The organism is Sphingobium rhizovicinum (assembly GCF_042647625.1).
In the GTDB taxonomy this organism is placed as follows: Bacteria; Pseudomonadota; Alphaproteobacteria; order Sphingomonadales; family Sphingomonadaceae; genus Sphingobium; species Sphingobium rhizovicinum.
The window spans coordinates 2,421,858-2,438,418 of sequence record NZ_JBHRVU010000004.1 but is presented as its reverse complement, the minus strand read 5'-3'; the positions used below and the strand labels follow the sequence as shown (position 1 = coordinate 2,438,418).

General features: G+C 64.5%; 18 protein-coding genes. 8 read left to right on the top strand and 10 right to left on the bottom strand.

Annotated elements, in window-relative coordinates; genetic code table 11:
- Nucleotides 1–2 precede the first annotated feature (2 nt).
- Together ACFOKF_RS12920 and ACFOKF_RS12915 are read right to left on the bottom strand one after the other, a co-directional pair.
- Complete coding sequence (locus tag ACFOKF_RS12920; protein ID WP_056687935.1) at nt 3–164, bottom strand: Flp family type IVb pilin; 162 nt, start codon at nt 162–164, stop codon at nt 3–5.
- Between the two features lie 135 nt (nt 165–299).
- Complete coding sequence (locus tag ACFOKF_RS12915) at nt 300–485, bottom strand: Flp family type IVb pilin (RefSeq protein ID WP_380797793.1); 186 nt, start codon at nt 483–485, stop codon at nt 300–302.
- A gap of 83 nt (nt 486–568) precedes the next feature.
- On the opposite strand from ACFOKF_RS12915, the gene ACFOKF_RS12910 reads away from it, so the two are divergent.
- Nucleotides 569–976 carry a (deoxy)nucleoside triphosphate pyrophosphohydrolase gene (locus ACFOKF_RS12910; protein WP_380796101.1) on the top strand — a complete coding sequence of 136 codons (408 nt, stop codon included), beginning with the start codon at nt 569–571 and terminating at the stop codon, nt 974–976.
- Nucleotides 977–1,037: 61 nt separating this feature from the next.
- Here the strand turns inward: ACFOKF_RS12910 and bfr are convergent, their stop codons facing one another.
- The 3 genes from bfr to ACFOKF_RS12895 all read right to left on the bottom strand — a co-directional run bounded on the left by bfr (nt 1,038) and on the right by ACFOKF_RS12895 (nt 3,148).
- Entirely contained in the window at nt 1,038–1,517 is a 480-nt protein-coding gene (bfr, locus tag ACFOKF_RS12905; RefSeq protein ID WP_298401424.1) for a bacterioferritin, read from the bottom strand.
- 161 nt (nt 1,518–1,678) lie between these two features.
- On the bottom strand, nt 1,679–1,849 hold the full coding sequence (locus ACFOKF_RS12900) for a (2Fe-2S)-binding protein (protein ID WP_298401422.1): 171 nt from the start codon (nt 1,847–1,849) through the stop codon (nt 1,679–1,681).
- A 60-nt stretch (nt 1,850–1,909) separates the two neighbouring features.
- Nucleotides 1,910–3,148, bottom strand: coding sequence for a DUF418 domain-containing protein (locus ACFOKF_RS12895; RefSeq protein ID WP_380797790.1), 1,239 nt, complete (start codon nt 3,146–3,148; stop codon nt 1,910–1,912).
- Between the two features lie 61 nt (nt 3,149–3,209).
- Between ACFOKF_RS12895 and ACFOKF_RS12890 the strand changes: the two genes are divergently transcribed.
- On the top strand, nt 3,210–3,983 hold the full coding sequence (locus ACFOKF_RS12890; RefSeq protein WP_380796099.1) for a methyltransferase domain-containing protein: 774 nt from the start codon (nt 3,210–3,212) through the stop codon (nt 3,981–3,983).
- On the opposite strand, the gene ACFOKF_RS12885 is transcribed toward ACFOKF_RS12890, so the two are convergent.
- From ACFOKF_RS12885 to ACFOKF_RS12870, 4 genes are all read right to left on the bottom strand, one after another.
- Entirely contained in the window at nt 3,941–5,584 is a 1,644-nt protein-coding gene (locus ACFOKF_RS12885) for a glycoside hydrolase family 43 protein (protein ID WP_380797789.1), read from the bottom strand. The genes ACFOKF_RS12890 and ACFOKF_RS12885 overlap by 43 nt on opposite strands.
- A gap of 159 nt (nt 5,585–5,743) precedes the next feature.
- On the bottom strand, nt 5,744–7,921 hold the full coding sequence (gene purL, locus ACFOKF_RS12880) for a phosphoribosylformylglycinamidine synthase subunit PurL (protein WP_380796098.1): 2,178 nt from the start codon (nt 7,919–7,921) through the stop codon (nt 5,744–5,746).
- Between the two features lie 98 nt (nt 7,922–8,019).
- Nucleotides 8,020–9,348, bottom strand: a complete 1,329-nt coding sequence (locus ACFOKF_RS12875) for a DUF418 domain-containing protein (protein WP_380796096.1) — start codon at nt 9,346–9,348, stop codon at nt 8,020–8,022.
- 45 nt (nt 9,349–9,393) lie between these two features.
- Nucleotides 9,394–9,768 (bottom strand): hypothetical protein, encoded by a 375-nt coding sequence (locus ACFOKF_RS12870; RefSeq protein WP_380796094.1) that lies wholly within the window; start codon nt 9,766–9,768, stop codon nt 9,394–9,396.
- A gap of 214 nt (nt 9,769–9,982) precedes the next feature.
- Here ACFOKF_RS12870 and ACFOKF_RS12865 point away from each other — a divergent pair, with 214 nt between their 5' ends.
- Complete coding sequence (locus tag ACFOKF_RS12865; RefSeq protein ID WP_380796092.1) at nt 9,983–12,139, top strand: winged helix-turn-helix domain-containing protein; 2,157 nt, start codon at nt 9,983–9,985, stop codon at nt 12,137–12,139.
- A 41-nt stretch (nt 12,140–12,180) separates the two neighbouring features.
- On the opposite strand, the gene ACFOKF_RS12860 is transcribed toward ACFOKF_RS12865, so the two are convergent.
- A complete protein-coding gene (locus tag ACFOKF_RS12860) occupies nt 12,181–12,564 on the bottom strand; it encodes a hypothetical protein (protein WP_380796091.1) in 384 nt (127 codons plus the stop codon).
- 182 nt (nt 12,565–12,746) lie between these two features.
- Here ACFOKF_RS12860 and ACFOKF_RS12855 point away from each other — a divergent pair, with 182 nt between their 5' ends.
- The 5 genes from ACFOKF_RS12855 (at nt 12,747) to queA (ending at nt 16,558) form a co-directional block, all read left to right on the top strand.
- Nucleotides 12,747–13,001 (top strand): exodeoxyribonuclease VII small subunit, encoded by a 255-nt coding sequence (locus ACFOKF_RS12855; protein ID WP_298401406.1) that lies wholly within the window; start codon nt 12,747–12,749, stop codon nt 12,999–13,001.
- A 5-nt stretch (nt 13,002–13,006) separates the two neighbouring features.
- On the top strand, nt 13,007–13,921 hold the full coding sequence (locus ACFOKF_RS12850) for a polyprenyl synthetase family protein (RefSeq protein WP_380796089.1): 915 nt from the start codon (nt 13,007–13,009) through the stop codon (nt 13,919–13,921).
- A gap of 4 nt (nt 13,922–13,925) precedes the next feature.
- Complete coding sequence (gene coaD / locus ACFOKF_RS12845) at nt 13,926–14,435, top strand: pantetheine-phosphate adenylyltransferase (RefSeq protein WP_298401401.1); 510 nt, start codon at nt 13,926–13,928, stop codon at nt 14,433–14,435.
- Between the two features lie 143 nt (nt 14,436–14,578).
- The gene (locus ACFOKF_RS12840) at nt 14,579–15,367 is read left to right on the top strand and encodes a peptidylprolyl isomerase (RefSeq protein ID WP_380796087.1); all 789 of its coding nucleotides are present in this window, start codon (nt 14,579–14,581) and stop codon (nt 15,365–15,367) included.
- 162 nt (nt 15,368–15,529) lie between these two features.
- Nucleotides 15,530–16,558, top strand: coding sequence for a tRNA preQ1(34) S-adenosylmethionine ribosyltransferase-isomerase QueA (gene queA / locus ACFOKF_RS12835; protein WP_380796086.1), 1,029 nt, complete (start codon nt 15,530–15,532; stop codon nt 16,556–16,558).
- Nucleotides 16,559–16,561: the final 3 nt, after the last annotated feature.

Here is a 16,561-nt window from a genome sequence, read left to right as displayed (position 1 = left end):
GCTTACTTCAGGTTGCCCGAAACATTGTTGAAGGTCGAACCCAGCTTGGTGCCCAGGCTGGTCATCGCGCCGATGGCGGCGACGGCGATCAGAGCGGCGATCAGGCCGTATTCGATCGCGGTTGCACCCTTTTCATTCTTCAGCATCTTGCGGATGAACTGCATGTGACGTCTCCCTAAATGGATTTCCGTTAAACTACCCGGCCGCCCCGCTTGGTAATTCGTGGTCAGCAAGGATCGAATTAGAGCAGCACGGTTGAAAAAGACTTAATGGCGGAAATAACTGTCAAACATTGATGGTTAATGCTTGGTAACTTCCGTGGCGACATTGTTCCACATGCCAACGGTCTTATTGGCGACGCTGTTGAGTGCGGCGAGCATGGCGAGAACGATCATCGCGATGATGAGCGCATATTCGACCGCGGTCGCGCCGCGTTCGCACCGTGCAAGCCCCCATCGGGCAATGATCTCGATAAGCCCGCGCATCATTTTCCCCAGTTCGCTACAGACAGTCCCCGTCAGACATGTAAAGCAGACGGGGTTAACAAAGCCCTCAACAACGGAACGTCATGTCGTCAATTCCTCCCCTGTTCGTGGTTGCCGTAGCGTTGATCGATGCAGACGGGCGTGTCCTGTTGCAGCAGCGCCCGCCGGGAAAGGCGATGGCGGGCCTGTGGGAATTCCCCGGCGGCAAGGTGGAGCCGGGCGAAACGCCCGAGGCGGCGCTGGTGCGGGAACTGGAAGAGGAACTGGGGATCGAGACGCACAGCAGTTGTCTGGCGCCCGCGACCTTCGCCAGCGAACCGCTGGGCGACCGGCACTTGCTGCTGCTGCTCTATGTCTGCCGCAAGTGGAAGGGCGTGCCGCAAATGCATGAGGCGACAGCGCTCAAATGGGTGCGGCCTGCGCAAATGTACGGGCTGGAGATGCCGCCGGCGGACTTGCCGCTGATCGGCCTGCTCGAAGCGCTGTTGTAGCGCAAAAAAAGGGGGCGTCCTGCCGGACGCCCCCTTCGAAATTCTACGCAGGCCGGGAAGATCAGTCTTCTTTCGCCTTGCTCTGCAACTGGACATAATTCTGGATGCCCATGCGCTCGATCATTTCGAACTGGGTTTCCAGCGTGTCGACATGCTCTTCCTCGCTTTCGAGGATATACTGGAACAGGTCGCGGCTGACGAAATCCTTGATCGATTCGCAATAGGCGATCGCGTCGCGCAGCACCGGCAGCGCCTCATATTCCAGTTCCAGGTCAGCCTTGAGGATTTCCTCGACCGTTTCGCCGATCTTCAGGCGGCCCAGCAGCTGAAAATTGGGCAGGCCATCCAGGAACAGGATGCGCTCCGCCACCTTGTCGGCATGCTTCATCTCATCGATGGATTCTTCATATTCGAACTTGGCCAGCTTCTCGATGCCCCAATGGTTGAGCACGCGATAGTGGAGGAAATATTGATTGATCGCGGTCAGCTCATTTTTGAGGACCTCGTTCAGATAGTCGATGACCTTCTGGTCGCCTTTCATGGCGCTATACTCCGGCAATGGGGGAACGGCCGGCTTATAACCCTTTGCATGCAGGCTGTTAAGCTGAAAAACCGCAGAAATCCGCCAGTTTTTCGCGCGCTATTGCGTCAAGTTCGCGTCTGCGAAATGCGCTTGATTTGCAATCCCGCTAAATTGCGGGGTCAGATCGACGCCCGTTCGGCGGCGATGATGGTGCGGCAGAAGGAAACGCACTGGCCGCATTTGGGGCGGCGGCCATATTGGGCATAGGCGCTGCAGGGCGTGTCAGCCCCATTACGCGCGGCTTCCCGTACATCTTTTTCCCGAAGTGCATTACAAACGCAGACGACCATCGAAGACACTCTCCTGACGAATCCGCAGATAGCGTGTCTGATAATGGGTCGCAATAGTAATCAACTGCTCTTGCGAATCTTTTGCGGTCGGCCGTGGCACAGGCTGCGCCAGATCCATTCGGCCGGCCCCATGGCGAATCGGGCGGCATAGGGCTGCGACCAGGCCAGCATCGCCGCCCAGCCGCCCAGAACGAACAGCGGCAACAGGGCGGGGCGGACATAAGCGAACAGGCCAAGCCCCCAGCCATAGAAGAGCGCCGTCATGATCAGACTGGTGCCCAGATAGTTGCTGAGCGTCATGCGCCCGGTGGCGGCGAGGCGGGCGACCAGCGCGCTGTCACGGTGGCGGGCGGCCAGCCACAGGATCAGCGCCGCCCAGCCGACGGTCAGCGGAATGCGGAAGGGCAGCGACCAGGCCAGCGCCACGCCATAGGTGGGCAGCGGCGCAAAGCCGCTCCACCACACCCACAGCGCCAGAGCGGCCATGGGCGGCAGGCCGATCAGGAAGCAATGGCGCGCGGTGCGGCGATATTGCTCAGCGTCCCAGCCGCCGGTCAGGAAGCCGCCCTTCAGCATCGCCATGCCCAGCAGCATGAAGCCCAGCGTTTCGAAGGCGGTGAACAGGAAGCCCCAGATCCAGTCGCCGGGGAAGGCGGCGATCTTCATGGCGAGGATCGTGCCAAAACCGCTGCGATAGGTGGCGATCTCCGCCAGCGTGCCGGGGCTGGCGGGATCGGACAAGGCGCTCATGAAGCTGGCGAAGCCGTCGCGCATCGCTGCCCCGGCGCCGGGCGCGGCGGCGCCATGGCCCCACAGATAGAGGCTGCCGATGAAGGCGGCGACCAGCAGGAACTGGAGCAGGAAGCAGAGGAAGGCGCGCTTCACCAGATCGAGCGGATCAAGCTGGACGAAAAGCATCGCGAACAGGCCGACCAGCGCATAGACGCGCAATATGTCGCCCCACCACAGCAGGAAGAAATGGGCGCAGCCCAGCATGGACAGCCACAGCAGGCGGACCATCTGCGTGCGGCGGCCATCGCGCCCCGCCATTTCCTCCCGATCGACCAGCAGCAGCATCGACGCGCCGAACAGCAGCGCGAACAGGCCGCGCATCTTGCCGTCGATCAGCAACAGGCTGACCGCCCAGAAGGCGATGTCGCCAGCGCCGGTCCAGCCCGACACCGCCGGATTGAAATAGGCGTTTTGCGGCAGGGCGAAGGCGCTGATGTTCATCCAGAGGATGCCCAGCACCGCGCAACCGCGCAGCACGTCCATGGCGGGAATGCGGGGGGAGGTCATTATGCGCTGCGTTTCCCTGAAATACTGGCCAAGCCGAACCGTCTCTGCCATGCGCCTAGCCATGATCGATGGCCGCAAGCAACGAATAAGCGACGCGTTCGGCGCAGCGGCCGGCCATTATGAGGTCCATGCCGGGCCGCAGCGGCTGGCGGCGGCGCTGGTCGCGGACATTGCCGTGCGGCAAAAGCCCGATGGCGTGGCGCGCATATTGGAAGTGGGTTGCGGCACCGGCCTGTTGACGCGCGACATTCAGATGCGCTGGCCGGGCGCGGAACTGATCGCCACCGATATTGCGCCGGGCATGCTGACGCAGGCGGCGTCCGCCGGCCGGGTGGCGGGGCGCTTTCTGGCGATGGACGGCGAAGCGCCACCGTTCGACGGGCCATGGTTCGACCTGATCCTGTCAAGTCTGGCTTTCCAGTGGTTTGATGATCTGCCGGCTGCGATCGCGCGGCTGGCCGGATTGTTGCGGCCGGGCGGCAGCCTGATCTTCTCCACCATGGGGCAGGGCAGCTTTGCGGGCTGGCGGGCCGCCCATGCCGCCTGTGGCGAACAGAGCGGCGTGCCGGATTATCCCTCGCTCGATGCGTTGCGGGCGATGCTGGCGGGGAAAGAAGACGCCTTCGCCTTTGAGGAAACGGTGGCGCTGGAGGGCAGGGGAGCGCGCGCTTTGCTGGCGCATCTGAAGGGCATTGGCGCGGTGGTGCCGGGCGAGGGGCGCAGGCCGCTCGGCCCGGCGGCGCTGCGCCGGGTGATGGCGGCCTATGATGCGGCGGGCGGGCGCGACGTCTATCAGTTGCTGCTGGGCCGGGTGACGCGCGCCGCCCAGGCATAGGGTCCGACGATCGTGCCGACGAAACCGCCGGCTTGTTTGGTGCTGAGGAAGCGTATGTCGACCTTGTCCGCCAGCAGCCGCTCCTTGCCCTTGCTGGCATAGATGGCGCGCAATTGCCCGCCATCCATATGCAGGGTCAGGGTGACGGGGTTGGCCGGATCGATCGGCGCGGTGGCGATCAGACGGTCCATGTCCGCCCCCTCCCGCGCGGTCAGGATGATATGCGGTGCGCCGTCCCGCTGCTCCACGCCGAAGAACAGCATATTGCGGTCCGACTGGATCGCCACCAGCCCGGCGCGGTCGCCAGCGGCATCGGGGCGATAGCTTAGCCGGGTCGAAATGGTCGCGACATGATGGTGTTGCCGCCGCCCGATGAAGGCCGGCGCCCCGGACAGGTCGCCGATCGCGCTGCTCCCGTCGATCACCAGCGCGCGCCCCTCCAGCCGATAGAAGGGGCGGGCCGGGGTGCGTAGGCCGATCCAGGCGGGGTCCAGCCGCGTGCCGCTGAAATCGGCGCGATAGGAAAAATCGCCACTGGTCGGCGGCGCGTCTGTCTGGCTGGTTGGCAGCTTCGGGCGCGGCGCGGCAAAGGGGATCGGCGCGCCATCGGGCAGGATATGCGGCCAGCCATCGCGCCATTGGACCGGCAATAGGAAGGTTTCACGCCCGATATTATAGAGGTCCGGGCCATAGGGGCGGGTGGCGAGGAAGGTTGCCCACCAATCGCCCGCCTGCGTCTGCACCAGCTTGGCATGACCGGCCGACGTCACCGGATGGGCGCGATCGGGGGACAGGCTGCGCTGGCTGAGGATCGGATTGCCGGCATAGGGCGTGAACGGCCCGCGCAGGTCGCGCGATCGGAACACCACTTCGCTATGCTTGTCACCGGTGCCGCCCTCCGCCGCGATCAGATAATAATAATTGTCGCGCTTCAGCAGATGCGGCCCTTCGATCCAGGCGGGTTTTTGGGCAATGTCGACGCCGCCATTGACGATCTGGGTCGATGGTCCCGTCATTTTCAGCGCGCGCCAGTCAAACTCCTGCACCCAGATGGCGCGGTGCCCATCATAGCGGGGTGTCTCATCGGGCGGACGGTTGTTGACGATGAAGGCGCGGTCGCCCTCCCAATAGATGGATGGGTCGATCCCTTCGAACGGCAACCATGTCGGGTTGGACCATGGCCCGGCCGGATCACGCGCGGTCATCACGAAATTGCCCCGACAATCGATACAGGTGCCGACCAGATAGAAAAGCCCGTCATGGTAGGAAATGTCGGGCGCGAACATGCCGCGCGACGTGCGCAGCCCGGAAAAGTCGAACTGGTTCGGCCGGTCGATCGCATTGCCGATCTGTCGCCAGTGGACCATGTCGGTCGATTGGAAGACGGGCAGGCCCGGATAATGGGCGAAGGAGGAATTGACGAGATAATAGCTGTCGCCGACGCGGGTGATCGACGGATCGGGATAATAGCCCGACAGGATCGGATTGCGATATTCGCCGGGCGCGGGCGTTACGCGCTCCTGCGCATGCCCGTCATAGCGGAAATCGTCGAACCGGGCCGGGCCGGCGAGCACGGGCGTCGCCGACGACGACATGGCCATGAGCAGCCAGATGGCGGCGCGTGATGCTGGACCCAAAATTCCTCTCCCATCCTGTTTCGACCAGCATAAGAGAGGCATTTTGATAGCGCTATCAAAAAGCGGCTATCATCGGGACGGGGCAGCGGTGGGTTGGCGTGAACGCCCTCCCACCGCCGATTTTCAGAGTTCGCTGTCCATCAGCGCCGGGAAGAAGCCCTCATGCGCGGTGCGCAGGGCTTCGACCGAAACGCCCGCGACGCTGTCGCCGCCGACGGCGCCGATCTTCACCGCGCCTGGCACGATTGCATCGGCGGCAGTGGTGACAACATAGCGGCCCTGATCCTCGCCAAAGGCCGAGGCGGTGGTGAGAGCGACGTCCAGCGTCGCGCCGATCTTGCCGGCCAGCGCCATTTCCGCGATCGTGACGATCAGGCCGCCATCGGCGATGTCATGCACGGCGGTCGCCTTGCCTTCTGCGATCAGGGCGCGGACGATGTCGGCATTGGCGCGTTCGGCGGTGAGGTCCACCTTGGGCGCTTCGCCGGCTTCACGGCCGGCGATTTCGCGCAGCCAGATGGTCTGGCCCAGATGCGAACCTTCGCCGCCGATCAGCCAGATCGCGTCGCCTTCCGTCTTGAACGCGACCGTCGCCATGACGTCCACATCCTTCAGCAAGCCGATGCCGCCGATCGCCGGGGTTGGCAGGATCGCCGAGCCGCCGCCGGTCGCCTTCGATTCATTGTAGAGCGAGACGTTGCCCGATACGATCGGGAAGTCGAGCGCGCGGCAGGCGTCGCCCATGCCCTCCAGGCAGCCGGTCAGCTGCGCCATGATTTCAGGGCGTTGCGGGTTGGCGAAGTTGAGGCAGTTGGTGACGGCCAGCGGGGTGGAGCCCACGGCGCTGAGGTTGCGATAGCATTCGGCGATCGCCTGCTTGCCGCCTTCATAGGGATCGGCATAGCAATAGCGCGGCGTGCAGTCGGTGCTGATGGCAATGCCCTTTTGCGCGCCATGGACGCGCACGACTGCGGCGTCGCCACCGGGGCGCTGCACCGTGTCGGCGCCGACCATGTGATCATATTGCTCCCAGATCCAGCGGCGGCTGGCGATGTCGGGGCTGCCCATCAGCGTGATGAGGTCCGCGCCAATGTCGGCGCTTTCGGCGATCTCGCCCAGCGCTTCGACCTTCGACCAGAGCTTATACTCGTCCTTTGGCATGGAGGGGCGATCATAGAGCGGCGCGTCGTCAGCCAGCGGCGCGAGCGGAATGTCGCAGACGATCTCGCCTTTGTGCTCCAGCACCATGCGGCCGGTGTCGGTGACATGGCCGATGACGGCGAAGTCCAGTTCCCACTTCTTGAAGATCGCCTCGGCGAAATCCTCGCGGCCGGGCTTCAGCACCATGAGCATGCGCTCCTGGCTTTCCGACAGCATCATTTCATAGGTGGTCATGCCGGTTTCGCGCTGCGGCACGTCATCCATCTTGAGGTGGATGCCGACGCCGCCCTTCGACGCCATTTCGACGCTGGAGGAGGTGAGGCCAGCCGCGCCCATATCCTGAATGGCGACGATGGCGTCCGACGCCATCAGTTCCAGGCAGGCTTCGATCAGCAGCTTTTCGGTGAAGGGATCGCCGACCTGCACGGTCGGGCGCTTGGCGTCGGCGTCGTCGCCGAAGTCGGCCGAGGCCATGGTCGCGCCATGGATGCCGTCACGGCCGGTCTTGGAACCCACATAAACGATCGGGTTGCCGACGCCGCTGGCGGCCGAATAAAAGATCTTGTCGGTGTCGGCGACGCCCACGGTCATCGCATTGACCAGGATATTGCCGTCATAGGCGGGGTGGAAATTCACCTCGCCGCCCACGGTCGGCACGCCCACGCAATTGCCATAGCCGCCAATGCCATGCACGACGCCGGCGATCAGATGCTTCATCTTGGGGTGATCGGGGCGGCCGAAGCGCAGCGCGTTCATGTTCGCCACCGGGCGCGCGCCCATGGTGAAGACGTCGCGCAGGATGCCGCCGACGCCGGTCGCCGCGCCCTGATAGGGTTCGATGTAGGACGGGTGGTTGTGGCTTTCCATCTTGAAGATGGCGGCCTGTCCATCGCCAATGTCCACGACGCCCGCATTTTCGCCCGGACCGCAAATGACCTGTGGCCCCTTGGTGGGCAGCTTCATCAGATGGATCTTCGACGATTTATAGGAGCAATGCTCCGACCACATGACCGAGAATATGCCGAGTTCGGTCAGGTTCGGCTCGCGGCCGATCGCCTTCAATACGCGGTCATATTCTTCCGGGCTGAGGCCATGTTCGGCGACGACTTCCGGGGTGATCTGGGGCGGTGTGCTGGACATGTGCGCGCCTTTAGCGAGGGCGAGACCGAATCACAATGGCGGGCGTGCGCACGAAGGCGGAATGGCCGCACCCGGACGGGCGCGGCCATGGCGGCTATTCAGACGGTCGCTTCGCCGGTTGGCATTGCGCCTGTCGCATTGCGCCGGCCGATCGGCGTGAAGCGGCCATAGGTCAGCGATCGCAGCAGCCATTCGGCCGGTCCCATGTCGAACCGCCGCAGCCAGGCCATGCTCATCATGCACTGTGCGATCCAGATGAGCAGGCACAGGCCCATCAACTGGGCAAAGCCGAAGCGGCCATAAAAGCCGAGACCATAAAAGAGGATCGAGGTGATGACCGATTGCCCGATATAGGTGGTGAGCGCCGTGCGCCCCACCGCCGCCAGCGGACTGGCTAGCCGTCCGAGCGCGCCGCTTTTCAGGAGCAGCATCACCAGCCCCAGCATGCCGATCATCATGCACAGACGCGCAGGCTGATAGAGCCAGAGTTGCAGCGTTACGCCATCGGCCGTGGGAATATAGCCATTGCGCCACAAAACGATCTCCACCGCACCGCGCAGGGCAAGGCCGGGGATCAGCCCGCCCGCCGCCATCAGGGCATAGAAGCGCGTGGATCGCCGCCCGGTCAGCACGCCGATCCTGAACAGGATCATGCCCAGCAGCATGGACCCCAGCGTTTCCAGCTGGAACCAGACGGTGAAGGGGCCGGTCAGGCTGATCTCCGACCATTTTTCCAGGCTCCATTCCGGCAGGGTCTTCAGGCTGGTGCGGATCGCGCGTTCCTTCGCCTGCGTTTGCGGCGACAGCGCTTCCCGGATCTTCTCGTCGCGGGTCTTGAGCGCTTCAGCCTCCTCCTTGCCGGGCTTCTTCCCGGCGTCTTTTGCGGCGACGGCGGCATCAGCCAGTTTAAGCATCGCTATTCTGTCCGACAGTGTATGGTGGAGGCCGATCGGCATCAGGATCAGCGACAACGCCGCCGCCATGCCGAGCAGGCGTATGTCCGCTTTACGGAACAGGAAAAGGACCAGCCCGCACAGGCCATAGGAGAAGAGGATTTCGCCCGGCCACAGAAAGATCGCGAAATTGACGAAGCCCAACAGCATCAGGGCGAAGCAGCGGGCGAAATAGGCTTTGTGCGCCGCCTCCTCGCGGGCCGGATCAGGGCGGGTCAGCATCACGATCATCCCCGCGCCGAACAGCAGCGTGAACAGGCCGCGCATCACGCCATTAAAGGCAAGCTGCTGGATGACGACGGCGATCCAGTCGGCGTTCCACTGGACCGGCAAGGGCGGGAGCGCCCTGTCCCAGGACAGGCCCATGGACGGGATGTTCATCAGCAATATGCCAAGGGCAGCAAAGCCGCGCAGGACGTCGAGCGACTGGAAGCGGGCCGCCTTGGCGATCGGATTGAGTGGAGTGTCAGTCATGATGGCCTGTTCAGGAGAGAGGAATATGGAAAGCGGCTGTCGGCATCATTCCGGCCATCGCTGCGGGGCCGGTTCGGGCGAGACGGATCGGGCGAGGGCGGCGGCACCGGCCTGCGCGAAATATTCGGCTCTTGCCGCGAGCAGGGGGAGCGCGGCGATCATCGCCCATGCCATGGCGCCAAGCGCCAGCAACCCGATGCCGCCGGTCCATAGGAGCCGGGATCGCGTTGGATGGTCTGGCGGGCGCCGATCAGGAACAGACTCGTTTTCATCATCGTCCGCCCGCATGCGCGCCAGCGGCAGGCGTAGTTCAACCCGCTCCAGCGCCTGATCGATAGCCAGATCAAAGTCGGTCGGTCCTGTTGCAGACGACTCCTCCAGCCAGCTTCCCACATCCCGTCGCCAATGCCCGTCCGCCATGTCACAATCCGCCCCAACCGCTCGATTACAGGACAGATTTTGCCGCAAATCCGGCCTTTTTGGCCAGATTGGGAACGCCGATCTTTTGCCGATGAAATGCCGATCTTTCGGCGTAGCGGCCGATGCCGCGGGGCGATTTCCCGATCGGGGGCAACGGCGCCGGGGCGATCGACTTGATCCCCCCTGACCAAAGCGCCAAGGAGGAGCGGGGGACATGGCGATGAATCCGACTGGAAATGGCGACCCGATCCTGCTCGCGCGGATAGCGCCGTTCCGGCTTGGGGCGGTGCAGGTGGAGCCTGCCCATTGCCTGATCCGCAACGATGCTGGCGCGCAGCAGGCGATCGAACCGCGCATGATGCAGGTTCTGGTTGCCCTGGCGCAGGCGGATGGGGCGATCGTCACCCGCGATGAACTGATTGCGGCCTGCTGGGGCGGGCGGCTGGTCAGCAATGATGCGGTCAGCCGGGTGATTTCGCATCTGCGCCTGCTGGCTGGCGGGATCGCGGCTGGCAGCTTCCAGATGGAGACGCTGCCACGCATTGGTTATCGCCTGACCGTGGCCGATGATCCCGCAGAGCAGGATGCGGCTGTTGATGTTGCGGAGCATCCCGCTTCGATCACGCGGCCTGACCGGCGCACGCTTCTTGCTCTGGCCGCTGGCGCTGGAGTCGCTGCGGCTGCAACGGCCTGGGGCCTGCGTGGGGCAGGTTTTTCGTCCGTCGCCGCTTCCGCCGATCGGCTGTTGGCCATCTCTGCCCTGGCGATCGATGCAGGCGACCCTGCACTGGGCATGATCGCGCGCACGACGGTCGACGCGCTGCGCGGCGACCTGACCCGCGTGCCGGGCCTGCGGGTGGCGGGGCAGGCGGCTGAGCAGGGCGCGGTTCCCGCCGATGTCACAGAGGCAAGCTATCGCGTCGATGGAACATTGGTCAGGCCCGCGCCCGATCGCCTGCGCCTTTCGCTCAGCCTGACCGATGGCGTTGGCAATCAGCAACTCTGGTCGGGCGCATTTGACGCGGCCGCATCGGCGCTGGTCGACGTGCAGCGCGACGCGTCCGCCGCTCTCATCGAACAACTGGTGCTGCGATTGCCGATCCGGCCGGTCAGTCCGACGGCCGTTGCCATGCGCGGCGACCCCGAAGCCTATCGCCTGAGCGAGGCGGCGCGCGCCTTGTGCGACGATGTGCGCGAACTGCTCCTGACGGGGCAAAAAGATCAGGCGCAGGATCTGGCCGACAAGGCGGCCGCGCTGGCCGAACGGTCGCTGACGTTGGCGCCGGACAATCCCGGCGGGCTGGTCGTAATGGCGGACCTGACCCGCAATGGCTGGTCCCATGCGATCGTCGCGCAGGCATTGACCACCCAGCAACGGGTGGACCGGGCGATGGAGTTGCTCCGCCGGGCGCTGCGGACCGACCCGGCGAACGCGGCGGTCATGACCCGGATCGCCGACATGTATCGCCGCTTCAGCTGGCGATGGGATGATGCAGCGACCCTGTTCCGTCATGCGCTGGCCAATGATCCCGCCAATATCGACGCGCACTGGGCCTATTCTCATTTGCTGGCGACGCTGGGCGACAGCGTGGCCGGCATGGATCATGCGCTGACGCTTAAACGGCTGGCGGACGTCCATTTATGGCATCGCATCACCTTGCCGCGCATGTTGTCGCTGGCCGGGCGGCATGATGCGGCGATGACGCTCTATTACAGAGAATTGGAGGTGCGGCCGGACAGTTATTTCCTGCTCTACGAAATTTATTATCTGCTGGTGGCGCGGCACGATCGGCCGGGTTTGCAAACCTATCTGCGACGGCTGGAAAGCGGAGCGCTCGCCAATGCGGCGATCGACTGGACGATCGGGCGATGCCGTGCGGCGCTGGACGCCATGGCCGGGCGTCCGCTGGCGCTGCTTGCGATTTTAGATGCGGAACTCGCCAGCTATGACGGAGCGGGCCTGAGCGGCGCCACGATCGGCGGCCGCGCGCGGGACGACATTCTCTTCATACTGGCGATCGAATATGGTTGTGCCGGCCGATTTGATCGCGCCATCGAATTGCTTGACCGGGCGTTGCAGGCCATGTCGGTTTATTGGCTGGCGTCGCTGCCCTATGGCGATGCGCCATTCCCGCCGGCGATGCAGCGCGACCCACGCTTTCGCGCCTTGTGGCGGCGCGACCCGCGTCTGGCCGATGCGGTCGATCGCCGTCGTCGCGCGGCGCAGGCCCGGCTGTCGAGCGCACACTGGCCCGATGGCGCGGTGACGCAGGCACGCCTGCCGGTGGCGCTACAGGATCGCCTGGAAGCGGTTCTCAAGCGGCCTGGCCAATCCGGGAGCGACTGGCAAAAGAAAAGGGCCGGACCCTAGGGAAGGTCCGACCCTGTTTGAAACCGAAGGAAAGCGCTGGCTTAGACGTGGCAGGCCTGCGCACCCTTGCCGGGCACGGTGATGGTGACGTCGTCGCCTGCACCCTTGACCTCGAAACCGCCTTCGGCAGTGAAGGGCTGGCCGGCTTCGGCAGCCTTCAGCGAGGTGGCGGCGCCGTTCTTTTCCGTGCGCAGCAGCGCGGTCTTGTCGTCGCTCATGAAGTCGACGAAGATCAGGCTGTTGTCCTTGCAGCGATACTGCTTGTTGGCCTTGACCGAAGGCGGAAGCTCGACCGGCGCGGCATTGGCCAGCTGGGCCGCCATCGGGTCGGCGGGGCCGCCGACGACTTCGGGTTCGTCACTTTTGTTGCAGGCCGACAGAAGGGCGATGCTCGCAACGGCGATCAGGGAGAGATATTGTTTCATAGCGGTCCTTGTTATGTGCAACTGCAACATGGGGGTCAACGCAAAATGACGCTTTTTCCGCCATGCCCCCTGATCAGACATCATGACGCCATGATGACGCGGCCGCGACCGCGCATCCTTCCCCCGGCATAAAAGCCGGGCGCGGGCTTGACCGGGCGCGTGGGCGCGGCCAATGCAGGGGCATGGCTGAGGATGTGACCACCCCCGATCTTTCGACCCTGTCCTTCGAGGATGCGCTGCGCGCGCTGGAGCAGATCGTGCGCCGCCTCGAAAGCGGGGACGTGCCGCTCGATGAGTCGATTTCGCTCTATGCCAAGGGCGAAGAGCTGCGAAAACGCTGCGCCGAGCGGCTTCAGGCGGCCGAAGCGCGCATCGCCAAGCTGACGGTCGACGCCAATGGCGCCGTCACCGGCGCCCAGCCCTTCGGCGCGGATTGAGCGACATGGCCGGGGGAGGGGGCGCCTCCGCAACCGCTCTGGTCACAGCGCGCGCCGCCAGCGTCGCGGCGGACATTGACTCGGCTTTCGATCACCTGCTGGCCGTGCCGGATGACCCGCGCCGCCGCCTCTATGAAGCGATGCGCCATGCCGCGATCGGCGGGGGCAAGCGGCTGCGGCCGTTGTTGGTGCAGGCGGCGAGCGACCTGTTCAATATCTCGCGCGATTCGGCGCTGCGCGTCGGCCTCGCGATCGAATGCATCCATGTCTATTCGCTGATCCATGACGATCTGCCGGCGATGGACGATGACGACATGCGCCGCGGCAAGCCGACGGTGCACAAGGCTTTTGACGAGGCGACGGCGATCCTGGCGGGCGATTGCCTGCATGATCTGGCGTTCGAAGTGCTGGCGGACGAGGAAACCCACCCCGACCCCTTCGTGCGCGTCGAACTGGTCAAGGCGCTGGCGCTGTCCAGCGGGCCGGCCGGCATGGCGGGCGGGCAGATGATGGATCTGGAGGCGGAACGCACCCGTTTCGACCTCGCCACCGTCACCCGGTTGCAAAATCTCAAGACCGGCGCGCTCATCGCCTTCTGCGTGGAAGCGGCGGCGATCATGGCGCGCCTGCCGCATGAGGCGCGCACCGGCCTGCATGGCTATGCCCGCGACATTGGCCTCGCCTTCCAGATTGCAGACGACCTGCTGGATGTTGAGGGCGACCCGGATCTGGCCGGGAAGGCGCTGAACAAGGATGCAGCGGCCGGCAAGGAAACCTTCGTCTCGCTGCTGGGCGTGGAGCCGGCGCGCGAGCGCGGCCATATGCTGGTCGCGCAGGCAAAGGCGCATCTGCATGGCTATGGTGCGGAGGCGGACCTGCTGCGCGCCATTGCCGACTATATCGTGGAGAGGGACCGCTAAACCCATGAGCAAGCAGCGTATCGGCGTCTATCCCGGCACTTTCGATCCCATTACCCTGGGGCATATGGACATCATCCGGCGCGGCGCGAAGCTGGTCGACAAGCTGGTGATCGGCGTCACCACCAACATCAGCAAGTCACCCATGTTCTCTGACGAGGAGCGGCTGGACATGGTGCGCCGCGAATGCGCGGGGATCGACACGGAAATCGTCGTCACCGGCTTCAACTCGCTTCTGATGGACTTTGCCGAATCGCAGGGCGCCAGCGTCATCATCCGGGGCCTGCGCGCCGTCGCCGACTTCGAATATGAATATCAGATGGCGGGCATGAACCAGCAGATTAACGGCCGGGTCGAAACCGTCTTCCTGATGGCGGACGTCTCGCTTCAGCCGATCGCGTCGCGGCTGGTGAAGGAAATTGCGCTCTATGGCGGGCCGATCCATAAATTCGTCAGCCCCGCCGTGCGCGACGAAGTGGTGGAACGGGTCGAGAAGCTGGGTCGCAAGGGCGATTAAATGCCGGCATAGCGGCATGATCCGCGCGCATTTTGCAAAAGGACTCCCTCGTTTCAGCCTGCGTTCAGTTGCCAATCGCGATCAGCGCGCTATCAGGGCGGTGCGACCCATCGGGCCAGTTTGTTTTAAGGAAAGCCTCATTCATGCGTTTGACTAGCGCGCTCAAGACCGTGGCGATCGGCTTCGCCCTCTCCGCGTCCGGCGTGGCCTTTGCCCAGGGTGGCGGGGGCGGCAATGCCGAGGAAATGAAGAAGGCGGAAGCCGCCGTGCGCGCACAGGAAAATGTGAAGTCGCTGGAGGCTGACCCGGCTACCAAGCTGCCACCGGCCACCGTGCCCGCCGATCCGCAGAATATCTGGGATCTCGACCTGTCGAGCGGCGGCCGCGTGCGCATTCAGTTGCGCCCGGACATCGCACCCAATCATGTGGAGCGGATCAAGGAGCTGACGCGCCAGGGCTTCTACAATGGCCTGAAGTTCCATCGCGTCATCCCCGGATTCATGGCGCAGGGCGGCGATCCCAAGGGTGACGGCACCGGCGGTTCGCAGCTGCCCGACCTGAAGGCGGAGTTCAATCCGATGCCGCATTTGCGCGGCACCGTGTCGATGGCCCGCGCCCAGAGCGAAGACAGCGCCAACAGCCAGTTCTTCATCGTCTTCCTGCCGCGCATGCAGCTCGACAAGAAATATACCGTCTTCGGCCGCGTGATCGAGGGCATGCAATATGTCGACGCCATCCATGAAGGCGAGCCGCCGGCCGACCCCAGCGTGATCCTTCAGGCGTCGATCGAAAGCGACGGAAAGCCGCCGGTGACTGTTGCGCCTCCGCTGCCGCCCGCGCCTGCGCCTTCGATCATCGGCACGCCGGCCCCTGCGGCAAAGAAGCCCGCCGCAGCGCCCAAAAAGCCTGCGCCGGCCGCGAAGAAGAAATAAGCCGGCTCATCCGGTCGGTCGGCGCTGCCTGACCGACCCAATGTCCGTTCGCTTCGAGCGAAGTCGAGAAGCCTGTCTCGCGCGCCATTCCATGACGCGCATCGTGTCTTGGCTTCGCGCGGCACGAACGGATGTTTTATTCAATCGGGATGCATCCGCACCATGCGCGTAGACCTGTTCGATTTCGATCTGCCGGCGGAGAATATCGCGCTCCGCCCGGCTTCCCCGCGCGATAGCGCGCGGCTGTTGCTGGTGCCCGGCGCGGACGCGATGCAGGATCGCATCGTGCGCGACCTGCCGTCGCTGCTGCGCGCCGGCGATGTGCTGGTGTTCAACGATACGAAGGTCATTCCTGCTCAGCTGGAAGGCATGCGGGGCGAAGCGCGGATCGGCGCGACGCTGCACAAAAGACAGGGGCTGCGCCAGTGGCAGGCGTTTTTGCGCAACGCCAAGCGGGTGCGCGCGGGCGACCGGATCGATTTCGGCGCGGGCGTCACCGCCATTGCCGGGCCGCGCGACGAAGATGGGGGTGTGACGCTCGACTTTGAGGGCGACGAGCCGGTCGAGATTTTGCTGGAGCGGGCCGGGCGGATGCCGCTGCCTCCCTATATCGCCAGCAAGCGCCCGACCGATGAGCGCGACCGCAGCGATTATCAGACGATGTTCGCGCGCGAAGATGGCGCTGTGGCTGCGCCCACCGCCGCGCTGCACTTCACGCCGGATCTGATGGCGGCGATCGCGCAGGCGGGCGTAAAGACCGAAACGCTGACCCTGCATGTGGGCGCGGGCACCTTCCTGCCGGTCAAGGCGGACGATACCGACGATCATCGCATGCACGCCGAATGGGGGCGGATCGACGCTGCGACCGCCGATCGCCTGAACGCCGCACGGGCGGCGGGCGGCCGTCTGATCGCCGTGGGCACCACGTCCCTGCGCCTGCTGGAAAGCGCGGCGGGCGAAGATGGCTTGCTGCGCCCCTTTGCCGACGAAACGCGCATCTTCATCACGCCGGGCTATCGGTTCCGGGCGGTGGATGGCCTGATGACCAATTTCCACTTGCCCAAATCGACGCTCTTCATGCTGGTCAGCGCGCTGATGGGACGCGATCGGATGCAGGCCGTCTATGCCCATGCGATAGAGACGGGCTATCGCTTCTACAGCTATGGCGATTCCAGCCTGCTGCTGCCCTGAAAG